This is a genomic window from Cellulomonas sp. T2.31MG-18 (genome assembly GCF_964266755.1).
Lineage (GTDB): Bacteria > Actinomycetota > Actinomycetes > Actinomycetales > Cellulomonadaceae > Cellulomonas.
The window spans coordinates 310,617-330,236 of the sequence record NZ_CAXWGW010000001.1 but is presented as its reverse complement, the minus strand read 5'-3'; the positions used below and the strand labels follow the sequence as shown (position 1 = coordinate 330,236).

Below are 19,620 nucleotides of genomic sequence, written 5' to 3'. Positions count from 1 at the left end.
CGTGGCGGGAAGGGTCGTGACGGGAAGGGTCGGGACGGACGGGGTCGGTGGTGTGGCCCGCGCGGGTGTGGCGGGGGCCGGCGGGTCAGCTCTTCAGGGCGCCGTTGGTCAGCCCGGCTACGAGCTGACGCTGGAACGTCACGTACACGGCGATGACGGGGACGACGGCGATCACGGAGGCGGCGAACACCAGCCCCCAGGACGTGCCGTGCTGCCCCTGGAACAGCGCGATGCCGATCGGCAGGGTCCGCTTGGACACGTCGTTGATCACGGTCAGCGCCCAGACGAACTCGTCCCAGCTGCCGAGGAAGGTGAAGATCGCCACCGTGGCCAGCGCCGGCTTGGACAGCGGGATCGCCAGGTTCCAGTACCGCCGCCAGGCGCCGGCGCCGTCGATGATCATCGCCTCGTCGAGCTCCATCGGGATCTGCTCGAAGAAGGCGCGGAGCAGGAACGTCGAGAAGGCGATCTGGGTGCCGACGTAGAACGGCACCAGGCCGGGCAACGAGTCCAGCAGGCCCAGGTTCTTGGCCAGCAGGAACTGCGGGATGATCAGCAGCATCGTCGGGATGGTCAGCCCGACCACCACCGTGCCGAACAGGACGCCCTTGCCGGGGAACCGGAACCGGGCGAACCCGTAGGCCATCATCGAGGCGAGCAGCACGGTGCCGACCGTTGTCGCGATCGCCACCGATGCCGAGTTGAGGAAGTACCGGCCGAAGTTGTTGGCCCCCCACGCCTGGGCGTAGTTGTCCAGCGTCGGGCTCTTCGGGATCAGCCGCGGCGGGTACTCCAGCAGCAGCGTGTGCGCCTTGAGCGACGTGGACACCATGTAGCCGAACGGCAGCGCCAGCACCACCGCGGCGCCGACCAGCAGCGCGTACCGCACGCCGGCGACGGTGACCCGCCGCGAACGCGGCCCGGCGATCACTTCGCACCCCCGTCGGCCGTGCGCCGGGCCCACCAGTACTGCAGCCCGGCGATGACCAGCACCAGGCCGGTGAGCAGGAACGAGATCGCCGACCCGTACCCGAAGTCCAGGTACCCGAACGCCTGCCGGTACATGTAGGTCAACGGCACCTGCGTCTGGTCCAGCGGACCGCCGTTGGTCATCAGCAGCACCGAGGTGAACACGTTGAACCCGCCGATGACCAGCAGGATCACCACGGTCACCATGGTCGGCCGGATGAACGGCATCGACACGTGCTTGAACCGCCGCCAGGCACCGGCTCCGTCCAGCGCGGCCGCCTCGTGCAGCTCGCGCGGCACGCCGGTCAGCGCCGCCAGGAAGATCAGCATCGACCAGCCGACGCCCTTCCAGACGCCCAGCGCCCCGATGGCGACCATCGCCGTCCACCGCTGCCCGAGCCAGTTCACGGGGTGGCCCACCACGCCGAGCACGTCGACCAGGAACCAGTTGACGACGCCGTGGTCGGTGGCGAACAGGTACTGGAACAGCAGGGAGACGACCACCCAGCTGGTGACCACCGGCAGGTAGAACAGCACCCGGAACAGGGTGCGACCGGGCAGGACGGTGTCGAGCAGCACCGCCAGGCCCAGGCCGATCAGGATCTGCGTCGGCACCGTGGTGAGCATGTAGACGCCGGCGTTGACGAACGACCGGGCCAGCACCGGGTCGTGCAGCGCCCGGGTGTAGTTCGCGAGCCCGATCCAGGGGCTCTCGGCTCCCGGGGTGATCTTGTAGTCGCGCAGGCTGATCAGCAGCGCCTGCACCGCCGGCCAGCCGATCACCAGCAGGTACAGCGCGAAGCCGGGGACGATGAAGACGAGCCCCGCCCAGCCCGCCCGCCGGCGGGGCGAACCGGGCGTGCGCCGGTCCGTCCCGCCGGGGGCGGTGCGGGTGACCGACCCGATCGCCGGGGTGGTGGTGGTCATGGTCGATCCGTTCTCGTCGTCACTGCGGTCGAGCAGGGTCAGCCGGTGGGGCTCAGCCGGCGTACTTCGCCAGCAGCGGGTCGATCTGCGCGGCCGCCTGGTCGAGGGCGTCCTGCACGCTGACGCCGCCCTGCAGCGCCTTCTGGATCTGGGCCTTGAGGATGTCGTCGATCTTCGGCCAGGCCGGCGTCGGCGTCCGCGGCCGGGCGTTGGCCAGCTGTGTGACGAACGGCCCGTAGTAGGCGTTGATGCTGGTCAGCTGGTCACCGAGGTTGGACAGCACCGGCATCTGGCCGACCTTGGCCATCGCCAGCTGCGCGTCCTGCGAGAGCAGGTAGCGGAGGAACTCGGCCGCAGCGTCCTTGTTCTTGGACGACTTGGTCAGCACCACGGACTCGCCGCCGACCACGGAGATGCTGCCGCCGTCACCGGACGGCACCGGCGCCGCCTTGAGCTGGAACTGCGGGTACTGCGAGGCGAAGATCGGGTACATCCACGGGCCGTCGAGGATCGTGGCGTACTTGCCGGTCGCCAGGCCGTCGGACGTGGCGGTGCCGCCCGTGCCGCCCAGGATGATGTCCGGGATCGCCTTCTGCTTGTACAGGTCCACCAGCAGCTGCACCCCGGCGACGGACGCCGCGGAGTTCAGGTAGCCGGTCGCCTTGGTCACCTTGTCGTCGGTGACGGAGCCGCCGGCGCTCCAGATCCACGGGAGCACGTTCCAGCCCGAGGTGCTGTTGTCGGCGAAGGTCGAGACGCCGGCGGCGGTCAGCTTCGGGGCGTCGGCGCGCAGGTCGGCGAACGTCGCCGGCGGCGCGGTGATGCCGGCCTTGGCCAGGGCGTCGGAGTTGTAGAGCAGCACGCGCGTGTTCGTGTCGAGCGGCAGGCCGTAGTAGTGGCCCTTCCACGCGTTGGTGGCCAGCGCGCCCTTGTAGACCTGGGCGGAGTAGGTGCTGAAGTCGGGCATCTGCTGGTCGAGCGGCACCAGCACGCCGAGGTCCGCCAGCTCGGGGACCCACATGATGTCGGAGCGGACCAGGTCGGGCAGCGTGTCGCCGGCGACGGCCGTCACCAGCTTCTGGTGCAGCTGGTCGTAGGGCACCGCCACGTCCGTCACCTTCACGCCGGGGTGCAGCTGCTCGAACTTGGGGATGATCACCGTCTCGAGCGTCTTCACCTCCTGCGAGTCCGCCGAGTAGGCGTGCCAGAAGGTGACGGTGCCGGAGATGGTGGCGCCTGCGGACGCGATGGGCGTCTGGGCGGCGCCCGCACCACCGCCCGAGCTGCAGGCGGTGAGGGTCAGAGCGAGGGCCGTGGCCGCCCCGAGGGCGGTGAGGGCGGTCCTTCGGGCGGTGCTGAACATCGTCGGCCTCCGGTGTTGGGACGTCATCGTCTCGCCACGCCTCCGGCTGACCCTGCCCCCGCCGGACCCGGTCCGGCAACGGCCACCCTGTGGCGTGTTTTCTTCGTGCCAACACAAAGTGGCAGACGCCCAGGGATCCGTCAAGCCAGGTGAAGTCACGTTCCGATCACGGGGCGGTGGCCGAGGATCGTTCCGTTGCGGCATAATCTGGCCACGTCGTCCGACGCCGAACGAGGGAGCGCCGATGCCCGCCACACCGTCGCGGTGGACCGAGCTGTCCGTGTCCGAGCGCCGGGTCGCCCTCGAGGTGCTGGTGCACGGCCCGCTGGCCCGGACCGAGCTGGCGCAACGGCTCGAGCTGTCCACCCCGAGCCTGACCCGGCTGACCAAGCCGCTGGTCGACACGGGCGTGCTGCACGAGGTCGACGACCCGACGGACCCCGCGGCCCGCAACGGCGGCCGCCCGCTGCAGCCGCTGGACGTCGACCCCGGCCTGGACCACTTCGTCGGCATCAAGCTGACCGGCACGCGCGCGTTCGCCGCGCTCACCGACCTGCGGGCGGAGATCGTGCACGCCGCCGACCTGCCGGTGGAGGACCACCGGCCCGAGGCGGTGGTCGAGCTGCTCGCCCGGCTGGTCGCCCAGGTCAGCGAGGGGCGGCCGGACGCGTGCGTGTGCGCGGTCGGCGTGGGGCTCGGCGGGATCGTGCGCGAGGACGTGCGGGTGGGCCGGGCCCCGTTCCTCGGTTGGCGCGACGTGGACCTCGGGGTGCTGCTGCGCGAGCGGCTGGGCCTGCCGGTGGTGCTCGCCAACGACCTCGACGCGCTGATGGAGGCCGAGCACTGGTTCGGCGCCGGGCGGGACGTCAGCGACTTCGTCGCGCTGACCATCGGGGCCGCGGTCGGCTGCGGCCTGGTGGTGCACGACCGGCTGGTGCACGGCCGCGACTCCGGCCTCGGCCTGCTCGGCCACTTCCCGCTCGACCCGCTCGGGCCGGCGTGCCCCGACGGTCACCGCGGCTGCGCCAACGCGCTGCTGTCCATGGACGCGATCCAGACGCAGGCGGCCCTCGCGTCCGGCCGGGCGCTGACGTACGACGAGGTGCTGGACCTCGCCGAGGCGGCCGACCCGATCGCCGACCAGATCGTCGGCAACGCCGCGCGCGCCTTCGGCGTGCTGATCGCCGACGTGGTCAACATCGCCCAGCCGCAACGCGTGGTGCTGACCGGCGAGGGGATCCGCCTCGCGGAGGTGGGCTGGGACCGGCTGGTCGCGAGCATCCGCGAGCACCGCAACCCGGAGGCCAGCGACGTCGACCTGCTCCTGGTCAAGGACGACCCCACCCTCTGGGCCCGGGGCGCGGCCGCCGTCGCCATCCAGCGCACCGTGCTGGCCACCCTGCCCTGACACCCCCGCCACGCGCGTGGCGCGGGGTACGGCCGCGCGGACCCAGGCTGTTCACCGGCGTCGATCGTGCGCGTACTGGCCCCCGAGCCCTGCAGCCCACGCCCGGCCACCTCAGGACCGCCCACCCCAGTGGCCCTCCACCTCCGTGGCTCTGCACCCCAGCGGCCCTTCACCCTCAGCACCGGTGTCAGCCTGGGGAGGACGCCTCACCCCTTCGCGCTGTACGCCTCGTGTACGTACGCCAGGCGTACAGCGCGAAACTGCACCCCGGTCCCCACCGCGGCGCGCCGGGCGGGCTCCCGAGGGAGACGGCCGCCGAGACGCCTGCGTGATCGCGCGCACGGCGACCGGCGCTCCCGTGGACGCGCGGCGCCCGTGCGCCGGGGGTTCGATGGCGGGGTGGTCAGCACCGAGTGGTGGCGCAACGCCACCGTGTACCAGGTCTACCCGCTGAGCTTCATGGACTCCGACGGGGACGGCATGGGGGACCTGCGCGGCATCGTGCAGCGGCTGGACCACCTGGCCGGCGGGCCGAGCAGCCTGGGCGTCGACGCGATCTGGCTGTCGCCGATCTACCGGTCGCCGATGGTGGACTTCGGCTACGACGTCGCCGACCATTGCGACGTCGACCCGCGGTTCGGCACCCTCGCGGACGCCGAGCACCTGGTCGAGCAGGCGCACCGGCGCAGGCTGCGCGTGCTGCTCGACTACGTGCCGAACCACACGTCCGACCAGCACCCCTGGTTCGAGCAGGCGCGCAGCTCCCGCGACGACCCCTACCGGGACTTCTACGTCTGGCGGGACCCGGCTCCGGACGGCGGCCCGCCGACGAACTGGCTGTCCGCCTTCGCACGCGTCGGCCCCGCGTGGACCCTGGACCCGACCACCGGTCAGTACTACCTGCACTCGTACACCGCCGAGCAGCCGGACCTCGACTGGCGCAACCCCGCCGTGCGGGAGGCGATGCACCAGGTGCTCCGGTTCTGGCTGGACCGGGGCGTGGACGGCTTCCGCATCGACGCCCCGCACCGGCTCGGCAAGGACGCCCTGCTGCGGGACAACCCGGCGGACGTCGCCCACCTGCGGATCGCGACGCAGCTGGACGACCGGGAGCACCGGAGCATGGGCGACCCCTTCGTGCACGACGTGCTGCGCGGCATCCGGGCGGTGGTCGACGAGTACCCGGGGACCGTCCTGGTCGGCGAGGTGGGCGTGCACCACCCGGTGCGGCGGCTGGCGTACCACGGCAGCGGCGACGAGCTGCCGCTGGTGTTCGACTTCGGGTTCTGGAGCAACCCGTGGAGCGCTGACGCGTTCCGGGCGGGCGGCGAGCAGATGGGCGACGTGCTGGCGGTGGGCGGTTGGCCGACTCATGCGCTGTCGAACCACGACATCCCCCGGCACGCCACCCGCTACGCGCTTCGGCAGCCGGATCCGTCGCACGCCGACGAGCCGCACCTCGGCGCGTCGAATCCCGACCCGTCGCAGCCGGACCCCCGCACCCGCGTCGCCGCGGTGATGCTCACTACGCTGCCGGGCGCCACGTTCCTGTACTACGGCGAGGAGATCGGCATGACGGACGTCCCCGTCCCGGCCGAGCTCGCCACCGACCCCAACGGCCGCGACCCCCTGCGCACCCCGATGCAGTGGGACCTGTCCCAGCCGGACGCCGGGTTCACGACGGGTCACCCGTGGCGACCGGTCCCGGCGGCCGGGCTCGACGTGGCGACCCAGGCAAGCGACCCGGGCTCGCTGCTGAGCCTGTACCGAGACCTGCTGCGGCTGCGTCGGACGCATCCGTGCCTGGTCGGCGGGGACTATGCGGCGCTCGACGCCGGCCCCGAGGTGTACGCCTACCGCCGGTCGGCGCAGGGCGCGACGCTCGTCGTCCTGCTCGGCTTCGCCGACGCGCCCCGGCACGTGACGCTCGACGGACTCGCCACCGGCCGCGTGCTGATCGCCAGCCACGGGCCGACCCCCGGCACGCCGGTCGACCTGGCCGCGCTGGACCTCGAGGCGAACCAGGCGCTGGTGGTGGAGCTCGACCGGCCCTAGGCGGCCGCGTGCGGGTCGAGGCGGTTCAGCGTGGCCACCACCTGGTCGTAGTCGCCGCGGGCCTCGCCGTACCGGAGGAACTTCACGTTCTCCACCTGGATCTCGTGCGCGTCGGGGTCCGCCTCGACCAGCGCCATCACCTCGTCGACGAAGTCGTCCAGCGGCATGGCGAAGTCGCTGCTCTCCTGGCCCGGCATCAGCTCGGTGCGCACCGCCGGCGGCTCCAGCTCCATCACCTGCACCGACGTGTCGGCCAGCTGCAGCCGCAGGCTCTCGCTGAGCAGGTGGATCGCGGCCTTGGTCGCGTTGTAGCTGGGCGTCACGCGCAGCGGGGCGAAGGCCAGGCCGGAGGAGACGGTCATGATCGTCGCGTCCGGACGCGAGGCGAGGTGCTCGACGAAGGCGGCGATCAGCCGGATCGGGCCGAGCAGGTTGGTGGTGACGGTCGCCTCGGCGGTGGCGAGGAAGCCGGATGCGGTGTGCCAGTCCTCGGCCCGCATGATGCCGGCCATCGTGATCAGCACGTTCAGGTCCGGGTGCCGCTGGAGCACCTGCGCCGCGGCGGCCGTGATGCTGGCCGGGTCGGCCGTGTCGATCGCGACGGTGTCGAGACCGGGGTGCTCGGCGGCGATCGACGCCAGCAGCTCGGTGCGCCGGCCGCCGATCACCACCGTGTTGCCGCGAGCCTGGAGCCGGAGTGCCAGCGCGAGGCCGATGCCGCTGGTGGCGCCGGGGATGAAGACGGTGTTGCCGGTGATCTGCATGGGACGCAGTCTTCGTCGGGCGCCGTCGGTGCTCCAGGCCGCAGTCGTCCAGGGACCGCCGATCCCTGGCTCAGCACCGGACCGTGCCGCACGATGGCTCGGTGGACCGTGCCGCTCTCGCCGACTTCCTGCGCCGCCACCGGGAGCAGCTGCAGCCGCAGGACGTCGGCCTGCCGGCGGGCCCCCGGCGTCGGGCGCCCGGCCTGCGCCGCGAGGAGGTCGCCCAGCTGGCCACCATGTCCGCGGACTACTACACCCGCCTCGAGCAGCACCGCGGCCCGCAGCCCAGCACCCAGATGCTCGCCGCGCTGGCCCGTGCGCTGCGCCTGACGGACGACGAGCGCGACTACCTGTACCGCGTCGCGGGCCACGCCGCCCCCGACCGGGACGCCGGCTCCGACCACGTCTCGCCCGGCATGCTGCGGGTGCTGGACCGCCTGACGGACTCACCGGCCCAGGTGCTGACGTCCCTGAACGAGACGCTGGTGCAGAACGACCTGGCGCGGGCGCTGTTCGGCGACCAGACGTCGTTCACCGGCCTGGAGCGCAGCGGCATCTACCGCTGGTTCGCGCACCCGGACGACCGGGGCCTGTACCCGCCGGAGGCGCACGAGCGGCAGAGCCGGTCGATGGTGGCGTCCCTGCGGGCCGCCCACGGGATGGCGTCGACCCGGGCGCGGGCCGACCGGCTGGTGCGCGAGCTGAGCCGGATCAGCCCCGAGTTCACCGCCCTCTGGGCGCGGCACGAGGTCGGCCGGCGGTTCGAGGCCCACAAGGTGCTGGTGCACCCGGAGGTCGGAGCGATCGAGGTGGACTGCCAGGTGCTGTTCACCGAGGACGGCTCGCAGACCCTGCTGGTGCTGACCGCGGCGCCACGCAGCGAGGCGGAGGGCCGGTTGCGGCTGCTGTCCGTGCTGGGCACGCAGGCGTTCACGGCGGGGCCGTCGGTCGGGACCGCGTAGGACGCGACGACGCCCCGATGGCGGGTGCTGTCAGGATGACCCCCGGGAAGCCCGACTCGAACAGAACGGATGTCACCTGATGGGTCTGCTCGACGGCAAGAAGATCCTGGTCACCGGCGTGCTGACGCAGGGCTCGATCGCGTTCCACGTGGCACGGCTCGCGCAGGAGCAGGGTGCCGACGTGGTGCTCACCTCGTTCGGCCGGCAGTACAAGCTCACCGAGGTGATGGCCCGCCGGCTGCCGGTCGAGGCGCCGGTGGTGCAGCTCGACGTGACGTCGGACGAGGACCTGGCGGCGCTCGAGGGCCGGCTGCGCGAGCACACCGACCACCTGGACGGCGTGGTGCACTCGATCGGGTTCGCGCCGCAGTCGGTGCTGGGCGGCAACTTCCTCACCGGCCAGTGGGACGACGTGGCCACCGCGCTGCACGTCTCGGCGTACTCGCTCAAGGCGCTGGCGGTGGCGAGCCTGCCGCTGCTCGGCACCGGCGGGTCGATCGTCGGGCTGACGTTCGACGCGCAGTTCGCGTGGCCGGTCTACGACTGGATGGGCGTGGCCAAGGCCGCCTTCGAGTCGACCTCCCGCTACCTGGCCCGCGACCTCGGCCCGCGCGGCATCCGGTGCAACCTCGTCTCCGCCGGTCCGGTGCGCACGACGGCCGCCAAGTCGATCCAGGGCTTCGAGACGATCGAGGGCCGCTGGTCCGACCGCGCGCCGCTCGGCTGGGACATGACCGATCCGGTACCGACGGCCCAGGCGGTCGCCGCGCTGCTGTCCGACTGGTTCCCGGCGACGACGGGCGAGATCGTGCACGTCGACGGCGGCGTGCACGCGATGGGCCAGTGACCGACCCGTCCCGAGTGGCCCCGTCGCCCGAGTGACCCGGCCGCAGAGTGACCCCGTGGCGAGGGTGACGAGGCCGACACCGTTCGGAACGTGAGACCGCCGGTCTCAGGACGAAGGTCACGCGCCATCGTCGCGACCCTCAACCTACGGTGACGTAACTTACGCCACCGTAACCTGCGGAGAGGGTCCTCGTGACCGCCCAAGCCGATGCGCCCGTCTCCGCCACCCTGCCGGGGCGACCCCCGCACGGGTCAACCGTGGGTCCACCCCTGCAGGGGCGACCCCTGCCGAGGGTGATCCAGGGCGGGATGGGCGTCGCGGTGTCCTCGTGGCAGATCGCCGCGTCCGTCGCCCGCGCCGGTCAGCTCGGCGTGGTGTCGGGCACCGCGCTGGACCTGGTGCTGGCCCGGCGGCTGCAGGACGGCGACCCCGACGGTTCGGCACGCCGCGCGCTGGCGGCCTTCCCCGTCCGCGCCGTGGCCGACCGCGTGCTGGCCCGGTACTTCCTGGACGGCGGTCGCCGCCCCGGCACCCCGTACTCCCCGGTGCCGAGGCTGGCGGTGCGGCAGAGCCGACCGGCGCAGGAGCTGGGCATCCTCGGCAGCTTCGTCGAGGTGTGGCTGGCCAAGGAGGGGCACGACGGGCTGGTCGGCGTCAACCTGCTGGAGAAGATCCAGATGGCCACGCCGACGGCGGTGTACGGCGCGATGCTCGCCGGTGTCGACCACGTGCTGATGGGCGCCGGCATCCCGCGGGACATCCCGCACCTGCTGGACGAGCTGGCCGCGCACCACGCCGTCGACCTGCCGGTGGAGGTCTCGGGTGCCGCGGGCGGAGGGCACGCCGTGCACCTCGACCCGCACGCCCTGCTCGGCGCGGAGCTGCCGGCGGTTCGTCGTCCGGCGTTCCTGGCGATCGTCTCGGCGCACGCCCTGGCGTCCTACCTGGCCAAGGACGCGCACATCCGGCCCGACGGCTTCGTCGTCGAGGGGCCGCTCGCCGGGGGGCACAACGCGCCGCCGCGGGGTCAGCTGGTGCTCGACGAGGACGGCCAGCCGGTGTTCGGCCCGCGGGACCAGGCGGACGTGGCGAAGGTGGCCGCCGTCGGGCTGCCGTTCTGGCTGGCCGGCTCGCAGGGAACGCCGGAGGCCCTGGCTGCCGCACTGGCCGCCGGTGCTGCCGGGGTGCAGGTCGGGACCGTCTTCGCCCTGTGCGAGGAGACCGGGCTGACCACAGCCCTGCGCGACGACCTGCTGACCCGCCTGCGCGCCGGCACCCTCACCGTCCGCACCGACCCGCTCGCCTCGCCGACCGGCTTCCCGTTCAAGGTGGCGCAGCTGCCCGGCACCCTCTCGGACCCGCCGGTGGTCGCCGCCCGCGAGCGCCTGTGCGACCTCGGCTACCTCCGCACGCCGTACCTGCGCGACAACGGTGCGGTGGGCTACCGCTGCAAGGCCGAGCCGGTGCACGTGTACGTCCGCAAGGGCGGCGCCGCGGAGGACACCGTCGGGCGGGCCTGCCTCTGCAACGCGCTGACCGCCGACATCGGCCTGGGCCAGACCCGTGCCGACGGCTACCAGGAGCCTGCGCTGGTCACCCTCGGGTCCGACCTCGACGGCGCGCGGCGGCTCGCCGCGCAGCACCCGGGCACCTGGACCGCCCGGGAGGCCCTCGACTGGATCCTCGGAGCGGCCTGAGCCGGACGTGTCCGGACGCGGGGACCACTAGGCGTACGCTTCAATAGTTGTCCCGACAATCTTGGAGCCTGTCGTCATGCCGCTTGCCGTGGAGCTCGACCGTTCCGCCGTCCTGACCGGGGGCGCACCGGCGCCCGCCCCGCTGCTGCTCCTGCTGCACGGCTTCGGGTCCGACGAGCGCGACCTCCCCGGGCTGACCGCCCACCTGCCGGCGCGCGTCGGCTGGGCGTCCCTGCCCGGGCCGTTCCCGGCGTCGCCGTATCCCGGCGCACCGGGCCGCGCCTGGTTCCCGATCACCACCCCCGGCAGCCCCGAGCCCGAGCCCGTGCACGCCGCCACGGCCTCGATCCTCGAGTGGCTGGACCAGACGGTCCCGGCCGACCGGCCGGTGGTGCCGCTCGGCTTCTCGCAGGGCGGCCTGATGGTGACGCAGCTGCTGCGGGCCCGTCCCGAGCGGTTCGCCGCCGGCGCGGTGCTGTCCGGCTTCGTGCTGGCGGACGAGCAGCCGCACGACGACGAGCTCGGGGAGGTGCCCGTGTTCTACGGCCGCGGTGACGCCGACGGGGTGATCGCTGCCGATGCCGTCGCCCGCACGCAGGCCTGGCTCCCGGCCCGCACCAAGGCGACCGTGCGGGTGTACCCCGGCCTGCCGCACTCGGTCAGCGCCGCCGAGCTGGCCGACGTCGCCACCTTCCTCGAAGCGGCCCTCACCGCCTGACCTCGGCTCTCACCGCCCGACCTTGGCTCGCCCCGCCAAGCCCCCGACCTCCTTCTTCGCGTTGGACGCCCGGTGTACGTACACCAGGCGTACGGCGGTCAGCTGCATCCTGATCTCCCCGGGCCACGAGCACGCTCGCGCGTGCGACGACCGCGCACGGCGGCGAGACGACGGTCTCCAGGCCCGATGTCCCCCGGAGCGGTAGCTGCCTGGACCCGAGCCGCCCCGCCTCGTGCGCCCTCTCTGGCTGGCCTGACTGGCTGGCACGGAGCGCGGGCCAGACCGGCTGGGTTGACGGCGAGCGCTCCGTCAGCCGGCCGGGGCCGGGGCCAGCGAGACCGCGAGGATCCGGTCGTCGCCGGGGTGCGGGGTGCCGCGGCCGTCGGTGTTGTCGGTGAGGATCCACAGCCGGCCGTCCGGCGCGCGCACCACGTCGCGGATGCGGCCGTGCCGGCCCTGGTACAGCGGCGTCGACCGGCCGAGGTCCGCCACCGGCACCGCGCGCAGCACCGTGCCTCGCAGGTTGGCGACGAACACCGTGCCGTCCACCACCGCGAGCCCGGAGGGGCTGGCCTCGTCCGTCGGCCACGTCTGCACCGGGTCCACGAAGCCGCGCGCCGTGCCGCCCGTGCCCTCGACCAGCGGCCAGCCGTAGTTCTTGCCCGGCACGATCACGTTGAGCTCGTCCCAGGTGTCCTGACCCAGCTCGCTGGCGACCATCCGCCCGTCGGCGGTCCAGCCGATGCCCTGCACGTTGCGGTGCCCGTAGCTGTAGACGGGTGAGCCGGGGAACGGGTTGTCGGCCGGGATGCCGCCGTCGGGTGTGATCCGCAGGATCTTGCCGCCGAGGAATCCGAGGTCCTGAGCCCGGGACCGTTGGCCGGTCTCGCCGACGCCGACGTAGAGCATCCCGTCGGGGCCGAGCTCGATGCGCCCGCCGTTGTGGATCTGGCCGGACGGCAGCTGGTCGATCAGCGTCGTGGACGGGCCGAGCCCGTACGAGCCTGGTGCGCCGGTGAGCGCGAACCGCTGCACCCGGTTGCCGTCGGCGCCGGTGGAGTACGCGTACAGCCGGTGCTGGCCGTCGACCGCCAGGCCCAGCAGCCCGCCCTCGCCACCGTGCTTCACCCCCGGCACGGTGCCGACCACGCGCGTCCCGCCGTTGCCGGTCAGCTCGACCACCTGGCCGGTGTCCCGCTCGCTGACCAGGGCGGTCGCCCCGACGAAGACGATGGACCACGGAGAGCGCAAGCCGGTGACCACGTCGACCGGGTCGCCGGTCGGGAGCACGGCCGGCGGAGCCGTGGGCGTGGGCGCGAAGGTGCCATCGGGGGCCGGCGTAGACGGACCGCCCGCACCGGCTGACGAAGGACCACCGGACCCGGTGCCGCTGGGGCCGGGCTGGTTCGGCGTGCTCGTCGTGCATCCCGCCACGAGCAGCAGCGCGATCGCGACCGTCGTCACCGCCACCGCGGCACGCACTCGGATCGTCGCACCCCGACCGTCATCCACCGGCCTGCCTGTCGCACCCCAGAGCATCGCCGCTCCCCCCGTCGGCCGGCCGCCTCCTCCGACGATGCGCTCGCGGCCCCTGCTCCGCCAGAGGTGGCGCGAACCGGTTGACACCTGCGGTACTCGGTGTCACCGTGTACCGGTACCTAGTGCTACTGGATACCAGCGACACCGAGTAGAGGGGGTGAGGCGATGAAGGGCCTGACGGAGCTGCTCAAAGGAGCGCTCGAAGGGTGCGTGCTCGAGCTGATCGGGCGCGAGGAGACGTACGGCTACGAGATCACGCGAAAGCTCAACGTGCTGGGTTTCGACGACGTGGTCGAGGGGACCGTCTACACGATCCTGCTGCGGCTGGAGAAGAACGGTCTGGTCGTCGTCACCAAGAAGCCGTCCGAGGTGGGACCGCCGCGCAAGTTCTACGCGCTCAACGATTCCGGTCGCGCCGAGCTGGCGGACTTCTGGGCACGGTGGGATTTCGTCACGTCGAAGATCGACCAGCTGAAGGGGCACAGCGATGTTTAGGTGGCTCACCGTCGCGTACTGGCGCGACGTCTCGCGGCAGAAGCGCGAGTTCAAGGCGACGCAGGCGCGCGTGAACGCACTGCCGGACGACTACCGCTTCGTGTACCGGCGCATCGAGAAGTACCTGTGGCACCGCGCCGGCGGTGACGGCATGGAGATGCTGACCGTGCTCACGGACCTCACCGAGCTCTTCGAGTCCGGGGTGGCCAACGGTCAGACGGTGCTCGAGCTGACCGGCGAGGACGTCGCGGCCTTCGCGGACGAGCTGCTCGCCAGCACCCGCACGTACACGGGCGACTGGCACGAGCAGCTGAACAAGGACGTGCGCCGGCACCTGGGCGGGGGTGAGGGACGATGAGCGCCGCGGCGATCGAGATCCGTGGGCTGCGCAAGTCCTTCGGCACGACGACCGTGCTCGACGGGGTCGACCTGCACGTGCAGCAGGGGCACATCGTCGCGCTGCTGGGCTCGAACGGGGCCGGCAAGACGACGACGGTCAACATCTGCGCGACGCTGCTGAAGCCGGACGCCGGCGAGGTGCTGGTCGCCGGGTACGACGTGCTGCACGCCGGTGACCAGGTGCGTCGCAGCATCTCGCTGACCGGCCAGTTCGCCGCGGTCGACGGGATGCTGACCGGCCGGGAGAACCTGGTGCTGATCGCCCGCCTGCGGGACCAGAAGGACCCGGCCGGCATCGCGCGGCGGCTGCTCGAGCGGTTCGGGCTGACCGACGCCGCCGACCGCCGCGCGGACACCTACTCCGGCGGCATGACCCGTCGGCTGGACATCGCGATGAGCCTGGTCGGCAACCCGTCGGTGATCTTCCTCGACGAGCCGACCACAGGCCTGGACCCGGAGGGGCGGCTCGAGGTGTGGGCGACGGTGAAGGAGCTGGCCGCGGCCGGCGCCACCGTGCTGCTCACCACGCAGTACCTCGACGAGGCGGAGCAGCTGGCGGACCGGATCGCCATCCTGCACGGCGGCCGGATCATCGCCGAGGGCACGCTCGCGGAGCTGAAGGCGCTGTTCCCGCCGGCCCAGGTGGAGTACGTCGAGAAGCAACCGAGCCTCGAGGAGATCTTCCTCGCCATCATCGGAAAGAAGGAGGCGGCGTGATGAGTGCCCTCTCGCACACCACGGCATTGACCGGTCGTTCGATGAAGCACATCCTGCGCAGCCCGGACACGATCATCACGGTGGCGGTCACCCCGATCGCGATGATGCTGCTGTTCGTCTACGTGCTCGGCGGCGCCATCTCGGCGGGTGGCGGTCACTACGTCAACTACCTCCTGCCGGGGATCCTGCTGATCGCGGTGGCCAGCGGCGTCTCCTACACGGCTTTCCGCATCTTCACGGACACCCAGAAGGGCATCTTCGCGCGGTTCCACTCCATGCCGATCGGCCGGTCCGCCGCATTGTGGGCGCACGTGGTGACGTCCGTGGTGTCCAACTTCATCTCGTTGGCGCTGATCGTCGGCGTCGCCCTGCTGATGGGTTTCCGGTCGAGCGCCGGGGTCACGGCATGGCTCGGCGTGGTGGGCATCCTGGCGCTGTTCACCCTGGCACTGACCTGGCTGGCAGTGATCCCCGGGCTCACCGCCAAGTCCATCGACGGTGCGAGCGCCTTCGCCTACCCGCTGATCTTCCTGCCGTTCATCAGCTCGGCCTTCGTGCCGACCGCCACGATGCCGGGACCGGTGCGCTGGTTCGCGCAGAACCAGCCGGTGACGTCCATCGTCGAGTCGCTGCGCCACCTGATGGAGGGGCAGCGAGTGGGCGGCGCGATCTGGACGGCGCTGGCCTGGTGCGTCGGCCTGGCCGTGGTCGCGTACGTCCTGGCGATGCGCCTGTACCGGAAGACGGCGTAGGGGGGATCAACCCCACAGGGACCGCAGCCACGCTGCGGTCCCTGCTACGTGGGCGGCGAGCGGACTGCGCCCCGCATGCGACTGCACCGCTCATCCGGCTGCACTGCTCCATCCGGCTGCGCGTCTCGCCTGACCGAGTGGCCGCACTCACGACCCTCGCACCCTTCCCGCGCCGGGCGCGCGGGAGAGGCGATGTGTCTTCGGGCTGTACGCCTGGTGTACGTACGCGAGGCGTACAGCGTCGGAAGGTGTGTCGGCTCCCGGCGGCGCCCGCCAGCTGCTCACCAGCGCGGCGCGCGGCCCGTGCCGAGCACCGTCTCGCGGAGCCGGCCCGCGGCGTCGAGCTCGACGACGGTGTCCAGGTCGAGGCAGCGCAGGAACGGGTGGTCGTGGCTGACCACGAGCACCGCGCCGCGGTAGGCGCGCAGCGCCTCGACCAGCTGGTCGACGCTGGTCAGGTCGAGGTTGTTGGTCGGCTCGTCGAGCACCAGCAGCTGCGGGGGCGGGTCGGCGAGCAGCAGCCGGGCGAGCGCCACGCGGAAGCGCTCACCGCCGGACAGGGCGGAGACCGGGCGGTCGACGGCGTCGCCGCGCAGCAGCAGGCGCGCCAGACGGTTGCGCAGCTCGCCCGTCGGCACGCTCGGCGCAGCGGCGCGGACGGCGTCGAGCGCGGAGCCGTCGTCGTCCAGACCGTCCAGGCGCTGCGGCAGGTAGCCGACTCGGTCGGTCAGCACCGTGGCAGTGGCGACCCTCGCGCGGGCGGGCGTGCCGACGGACGTCGCGGCGGCGGTCGTCTTGCCTTCGGGGATGCCGCTGACCAGGGCGGATGCATCGCTGGCGCCGTGGACCAGCCGTTCGAGCAGCGTCGTCTTGCCGACGCCGTTGGGGCCGGTCAGCGCCACGCGCTCCGGGCCCTGGATCACCACGGTCCGGTCGGTGCCGACCAGCTCCGCCAGGCGGCGGCTGCGCGGCACGTCGGGATCGGGCAGGTCCAGGCGGATGTGCTCCGTCTCGCGCACCCGCGCGGCGGCCTCGTCGGCCGCGGCCTGCGCTGACGCGATGCGCGCCTCGAGCCCCGTCCTCGTCTTGCCGGACGTCACCTGCGCCTTGCGCTTGCGACCGCCGAGCAGGATCTTCGGCATCCCGCCGTTGTCGCGGTCTGCGCGTCCGGCTCGGTCGCGGCGGGCGATCGCCGTCTCGGCCGCCACGCGTTCACGCTTCTCCACCCGCACCGCCTGCTCCGCCGTCCGCAACGCCTGCTCGGCAGCGGCCTGCTCCGCCTCGAGGTGCTCGCGCCAGGCGCTGTACGGGCCGGCGAACACGGTGAGCCGGTTGGCGTGGAGCTCCGCCGTCTGGTCCATCCGCTCCAGCAGCTCCAGGTCGTGGCTGACCACCACCAGCGTGCCGGGCCAGCGATCGACCAGCGCGGCGAGCGCCGCGCGGGAGGAGCGGTCGAGGTTGTTGGTCGGCTCGTCGAGCAGCGTGATCGGCGTGCGGGCCAGGCGCAGGCCAGTGATGGCGACGAGCATCGCCTCCCCGCCGGACAGCTGCCCGACGCGTCTGTCCAGGTCAGCGGCGGTGAGGCCGATGTCGCGGAGGGAGTCGGCGGCGCGCGTCTCGACGTCCCAGTCGTCGCCGACGGCCTCGAAGTGCCGCTCGTCGACGTCGCCCTGCTCGATGGCGCGCAGCGCCGCCAGCGTGTCGGCGATGCCCAGCAGCTGCGCGACCGTCGTGCCGCTGGTCAGCGTGAGGGTCTGCGGGAGGTAGCCGACGTCGCCGGTGGTGGCGATGCGGCCGGACGTCGGGGTGAGACGGCCGGCGATCAGGCGCAGCAGCGTGGACTTGCCGGCGCCGTTGTCGCCGACCAGCCCCGTGCGGCCGGTGCCGAGGGTGCCGGTGAGGCCCGCGAGCGCCGTGGCGCCGTCCGGCCACTCGAAGGTGACGTCCCGCAGGGTGATGGCGGGTGCGGGAGTGCTGGGGGTGCTCGGCATGGAGTGCTCCGTGGGTCGACGGGGGTCGTCGCGCCACCGGCAGCGCTGGGCTGCGGCTGGCTGGGGGACGACCGGGGCGCCGTCGAGGCGACGGCTGCGGTCAGTCGACGTGGATGAGCACGGCAGCAGGGTGCCGTGGCGGTGGCGCGTGCGTCGAGCGCATTTGCGGGGGGCTCCGAACCCCGGGGCCTGGACATGCAAGTCGTGACTTGCCTATCGTCGGGCCGTGGGTGACGTGTTCAAGGCGCTGGCCGACCCGACGCGGCGCACCATCCTCGACGAGCTCGCCGAGCACGACGGGCAGTCGCTCTTCGAGATCTGCTCGCGCCTGACGATGCGCCACCAGAACACGTCCACCCGCCAGGCCGTCTCGCAGCACCTGGCCGTGCTGGAGGAGGCCGGCCTGGTCCGGTCCCACCGCGAGGGGCGGACCAAGATCCACCACCTCGACACGTCGCCGCTGCGCTCGATCGTCGAGCGCTGGCCCGTGCCCGCCGACCCACCCTCACCCGAGCCCGCACCCGAGCCCCCACCCGAGGAGGAGCAGCCATGCCCCGCATCACCCTGACCAGCGTGCTGGTCGACGACCAGGCGAAGGCCCTCGCCTTCTACACCGACGTGCTCGGCTTCGTCGTGAAGAACGACGTGCCGCTCGGTGAGCACCGGTGGCTCACCGTGGTCGGCGCGGGCGAGCCGGACGGCGTCGAACTGCTGCTCGAGCCCGACGAGCACCCGGCCGCCCGCGTGTTCAAGGAGGCGCTGGTGGCCGACGGGATCCCGTTCGCGTCGTTCGCGGTGGACGACGTGCACGCGACCTACCAGGTGCTCGCCGCGCGTGGCGTCCGGTTCACGCAGCCGCCCGCCTCGATGGGCCCGGTAGTGACCGCCGTGCTGGACGACACCTGCGGCAACCTGATCCAGCTCACCAGCCCGGCGAGCTGAGCACGCCCCCCGTCCGGAACACGGTTCAGCGTCGTCACAACCCCGTCTGGTCGACCCCGTACGTGGCTTGCTCGGCGGTGTAGCCCTCGAACTCCAGCTGTTCGATCAGTCCCGACCTCGAGAAGGACGTGTAGCTCAGGTAGGCCTTCGCCGCCTTGGCGGCCTGAGCGTTCCAATCGGCATTCTGACTGTCAGCTCCGTAGGTCGCGTCCGCCGTGGAAAAACCTTCGAACTCGAGCTGCTTGATCAGACCGGAGCGGGAGAACGCGGTGTAGCCGAGATACTGCGCCGCCGTTTGCGCCGCATTCTGCTGGCTCACCGTCACAGCTGCAGCAGCCGCAGCTGCGTCGGCCGCAGCCTTGTCCGCTGCAGCCTTGGCAGCCGCCACCGCGTCGGCTGCAGCCTTGTCTGCCGCAGCCTTGTCGGCCGCAGCCTTCTCCGCCGCAGCGTTGTCGGCCGCCACCTTGTCCGCCGCAGCCTTGTCCGCCGCAGCCTTGTCCGCGGCTGCCTTGTCGGCCGCCGCCTTCTCCGCCGCAGACTGTGTCTGCTGAGGGCTGGACGACGTACTCGGCGTCGAGCTAGATACGGCCGAGACCTGCGCAACGGGCTTGGCGTCCGGTGCCGCCGCGACAGCACTCCCCACGACCAAGAGCACGAGACCGCCACCGAGGACACCGGCCGCGACTCCCCGCGACGACCGCCCGAGCCAGGACCTGCGGCGGATCAGGGCGTAGACGCCGGTACCCATGACATACAACCCTGCGAAGAGGACTGCGCCACCGAGACCGGCGCTCAAGCCGAGCAGGGCGACCACGACGAGTCCTGCTGCGCCCAGGATCTGCGAGCGCCCGAACCGTGGGGCTCCGCCGGCATTCGCCAGGACCTTCGAGTCCTCGATCCAGAACTGATGGCCCGCCGGGGCCGGCCCCCATGCCGGGTCCGGCGCCCATCCCTCTGGCGGACGCCAGTCAGGCGTCGGCGGCGCCGGCCAGTTCGGTGGTGAGTTGTACCTCTTGTGACTCGACGCGCCGTTCATTGCCGCCGCCCCTGCTCCTCGACATCAGCGCCACATGTT

19 protein-coding genes are annotated in these 19,620 nt (G+C 72.4%); 12 read left to right on the top strand and 7 right to left on the bottom strand.

Going from position 1 to position 19,620, the window contains the following annotated elements; translation table 11 throughout:
- Nucleotides 1–85 precede the first annotated feature (85 nt).
- The 3 genes from ACFQTY_RS01520 to ACFQTY_RS01510 are packed head-to-tail and all read right to left on the bottom strand — an operon-like array spanning nt 86 to nt 3,259.
- A complete protein-coding gene (locus ACFQTY_RS01520) occupies nt 86–889 on the bottom strand; it encodes a carbohydrate ABC transporter permease (RefSeq protein WP_378096268.1) in 804 nt (267 codons plus the stop codon).
- Nucleotides 890–927: 38 nt separating this feature from the next.
- Nucleotides 928–1,896 (bottom strand): carbohydrate ABC transporter permease, encoded by a 969-nt coding sequence (locus ACFQTY_RS01515; RefSeq protein WP_337973975.1) that lies wholly within the window; start codon nt 1,894–1,896, stop codon nt 928–930.
- Between the two features lie 52 nt (nt 1,897–1,948).
- The gene (locus ACFQTY_RS01510) at nt 1,949–3,259 is read right to left on the bottom strand and encodes an extracellular solute-binding protein (protein ID WP_378096264.1); all 1,311 of its coding nucleotides are present in this window, start codon (nt 3,257–3,259) and stop codon (nt 1,949–1,951) included.
- 244 nt (nt 3,260–3,503) lie between these two features.
- On the opposite strand from ACFQTY_RS01510, the gene ACFQTY_RS01505 reads away from it, so the two are divergent.
- Both ACFQTY_RS01505 and ACFQTY_RS01500 read left to right on the top strand, forming a co-directional pair.
- Nucleotides 3,504–4,667: an ROK family protein gene (locus ACFQTY_RS01505; RefSeq protein WP_378096261.1), complete on the top strand. Its 1,164-nt coding sequence runs from the start codon at nt 3,504–3,506 to the stop codon at nt 4,665–4,667.
- A 399-nt stretch (nt 4,668–5,066) separates the two neighbouring features.
- Nucleotides 5,067–6,722 carry an alpha-amylase family glycosyl hydrolase gene (locus tag ACFQTY_RS01500; protein WP_378096258.1) on the top strand — a complete coding sequence of 552 codons (1,656 nt, stop codon included), beginning with the start codon at nt 5,067–5,069 and terminating at the stop codon, nt 6,720–6,722.
- On the opposite strand, the gene ACFQTY_RS01495 is transcribed toward ACFQTY_RS01500, so the two are convergent.
- Nucleotides 6,719–7,486: an SDR family oxidoreductase gene (locus tag ACFQTY_RS01495; protein WP_378096255.1), complete on the bottom strand. Its 768-nt coding sequence runs from the start codon at nt 7,484–7,486 to the stop codon at nt 6,719–6,721. The two genes, ACFQTY_RS01500 and ACFQTY_RS01495, sit on opposite strands and share 4 nt — an antisense overlap.
- Before the next feature lie 101 nt (nt 7,487–7,587).
- Between ACFQTY_RS01495 and ACFQTY_RS01490 the strand changes: the two genes are divergently transcribed.
- The 4 genes from ACFQTY_RS01490 (at nt 7,588) to ACFQTY_RS01475 (ending at nt 11,710) form a co-directional block, all read left to right on the top strand.
- The gene (locus ACFQTY_RS01490; protein WP_378096252.1) at nt 7,588–8,448 is read left to right on the top strand and encodes a helix-turn-helix transcriptional regulator; all 861 of its coding nucleotides are present in this window, start codon (nt 7,588–7,590) and stop codon (nt 8,446–8,448) included.
- Between the two features lie 79 nt (nt 8,449–8,527).
- Entirely contained in the window at nt 8,528–9,295 is a 768-nt protein-coding gene (fabI, locus tag ACFQTY_RS01485; protein ID WP_337973981.1) for an enoyl-ACP reductase FabI, read from the top strand.
- A 308-nt stretch (nt 9,296–9,603) separates the two neighbouring features.
- A complete protein-coding gene (locus tag ACFQTY_RS01480) occupies nt 9,604–10,992 on the top strand; it encodes a nitronate monooxygenase (protein WP_378096248.1) in 1,389 nt (462 codons plus the stop codon).
- Nucleotides 10,993–11,068: 76 nt separating this feature from the next.
- Nucleotides 11,069–11,710: an alpha/beta hydrolase gene (locus ACFQTY_RS01475; protein ID WP_378096245.1), complete on the top strand. Its 642-nt coding sequence runs from the start codon at nt 11,069–11,071 to the stop codon at nt 11,708–11,710.
- Nucleotides 11,711–12,019: 309 nt separating this feature from the next.
- On the opposite strand, the gene ACFQTY_RS01470 is transcribed toward ACFQTY_RS01475, so the two are convergent.
- Complete coding sequence (locus ACFQTY_RS01470; protein WP_378096242.1) at nt 12,020–12,973, bottom strand: PQQ-dependent sugar dehydrogenase; 954 nt, start codon at nt 12,971–12,973, stop codon at nt 12,020–12,022.
- A gap of 441 nt (nt 12,974–13,414) precedes the next feature.
- Here ACFQTY_RS01470 and ACFQTY_RS01465 point away from each other — a divergent pair, with 441 nt between their 5' ends.
- Genes ACFQTY_RS01465 through ACFQTY_RS01450 form a run of 4 tightly spaced genes read left to right on the top strand, consistent with a single transcriptional unit; the run spans nt 13,415 to nt 15,612 of the window.
- Nucleotides 13,415–13,744: a PadR family transcriptional regulator gene (locus ACFQTY_RS01465; RefSeq protein ID WP_337973985.1), complete on the top strand. Its 330-nt coding sequence runs from the start codon at nt 13,415–13,417 to the stop codon at nt 13,742–13,744.
- Nucleotides 13,737–14,102: a DUF1048 domain-containing protein gene (locus tag ACFQTY_RS01460; protein ID WP_378096239.1), complete on the top strand. Its 366-nt coding sequence runs from the start codon at nt 13,737–13,739 to the stop codon at nt 14,100–14,102. Before ACFQTY_RS01465 ends, ACFQTY_RS01460 begins: the two co-directional genes overlap by 8 nt.
- Nucleotides 14,099–14,860: an ABC transporter ATP-binding protein gene (locus tag ACFQTY_RS01455; RefSeq protein WP_378096236.1), complete on the top strand. Its 762-nt coding sequence runs from the start codon at nt 14,099–14,101 to the stop codon at nt 14,858–14,860. Before ACFQTY_RS01460 ends, ACFQTY_RS01455 begins: the two co-directional genes overlap by 4 nt.
- On the top strand, nt 14,860–15,612 hold the full coding sequence (locus tag ACFQTY_RS01450) for an ABC transporter permease (RefSeq protein ID WP_378096233.1): 753 nt from the start codon (nt 14,860–14,862) through the stop codon (nt 15,610–15,612). The genes ACFQTY_RS01455 and ACFQTY_RS01450 overlap by 1 nt, the downstream gene beginning before the upstream one ends.
- A 281-nt stretch (nt 15,613–15,893) precedes the next feature.
- Here ACFQTY_RS01450 and ACFQTY_RS01445 read toward each other — a convergent pair whose 3' ends face one another.
- A complete protein-coding gene (locus ACFQTY_RS01445; protein WP_378096228.1) occupies nt 15,894–17,603 on the bottom strand; it encodes an ATP-binding cassette domain-containing protein in 1,710 nt (569 codons plus the stop codon).
- A gap of 226 nt (nt 17,604–17,829) precedes the next feature.
- Between ACFQTY_RS01445 and ACFQTY_RS01440 the strand changes: the two genes are divergently transcribed.
- Nucleotides 17,830–18,171, top strand: coding sequence for an ArsR/SmtB family transcription factor (locus tag ACFQTY_RS01440; protein ID WP_378096225.1), 342 nt, complete (start codon nt 17,830–17,832; stop codon nt 18,169–18,171).
- The gene (locus ACFQTY_RS01435; RefSeq protein WP_378096223.1) at nt 18,153–18,545 is read left to right on the top strand and encodes a VOC family protein; all 393 of its coding nucleotides are present in this window, start codon (nt 18,153–18,155) and stop codon (nt 18,543–18,545) included. The genes ACFQTY_RS01440 and ACFQTY_RS01435 overlap by 19 nt, the downstream gene beginning before the upstream one ends.
- Nucleotides 18,546–18,579: 34 nt before the next feature.
- On the opposite strand, the gene ACFQTY_RS01430 is transcribed toward ACFQTY_RS01435, so the two are convergent.
- Nucleotides 18,580–19,359 carry an Ltp family lipoprotein gene (locus tag ACFQTY_RS01430; protein WP_378096220.1) on the bottom strand — a complete coding sequence of 260 codons (780 nt, stop codon included), beginning with the start codon at nt 19,357–19,359 and terminating at the stop codon, nt 18,580–18,582.
- Nucleotides 19,360–19,620 lie beyond the last annotated feature (261 nt).

Coding starts and splice junctions, on each gene's coding strand:
- ACFQTY_RS01475 (WP_378096245.1), top strand. CDS start 11,069: ATGCCGCTTGCCGTGGAGCTCGACCGTTCCGCCGTCCTGACCGGGGGC.
- ACFQTY_RS01450 (WP_378096233.1), top strand. CDS start 14,860: ATGAGTGCCCTCTCGCACACCACGGCATTGACCGGTCGTTCGATGAAG.
- fabI (WP_337973981.1), top strand. CDS start 8,528: ATGGGTCTGCTCGACGGCAAGAAGATCCTGGTCACCGGCGTGCTGACG.
- ACFQTY_RS01510 (WP_378096264.1), bottom strand. CDS start 3,259: ATGTTCAGCACCGCCCGAAGGACCGCCCTCACCGCCCTCGGGGCGGCC.
- ACFQTY_RS01435 (WP_378096223.1), top strand. CDS start 18,153: ATGCCCCGCATCACCCTGACCAGCGTGCTGGTCGACGACCAGGCGAAG.
- ACFQTY_RS01445 (WP_378096228.1), bottom strand. CDS start 17,603: ATGCCGAGCACCCCCAGCACTCCCGCACCCGCCATCACCCTGCGGGAC.
- ACFQTY_RS01460 (WP_378096239.1), top strand. CDS start 13,737: ATGTTTAGGTGGCTCACCGTCGCGTACTGGCGCGACGTCTCGCGGCAG.
- ACFQTY_RS01480 (WP_378096248.1), top strand. CDS start 9,604: ATGGGCGTCGCGGTGTCCTCGTGGCAGATCGCCGCGTCCGTCGCCCGC.
- ACFQTY_RS01465 (WP_337973985.1), top strand. CDS start 13,415: ATGAAGGGCCTGACGGAGCTGCTCAAAGGAGCGCTCGAAGGGTGCGTG.
- ACFQTY_RS01505 (WP_378096261.1), top strand. CDS start 3,504: ATGCCCGCCACACCGTCGCGGTGGACCGAGCTGTCCGTGTCCGAGCGC.
- ACFQTY_RS01495 (WP_378096255.1), bottom strand. CDS start 7,486: ATGCAGATCACCGGCAACACCGTCTTCATCCCCGGCGCCACCAGCGGC.
- ACFQTY_RS01515 (WP_337973975.1), bottom strand. CDS start 1,896: ATGACCACCACCACCCCGGCGATCGGGTCGGTCACCCGCACCGCCCCC.
- ACFQTY_RS01455 (WP_378096236.1), top strand. CDS start 14,099: ATGAGCGCCGCGGCGATCGAGATCCGTGGGCTGCGCAAGTCCTTCGGC.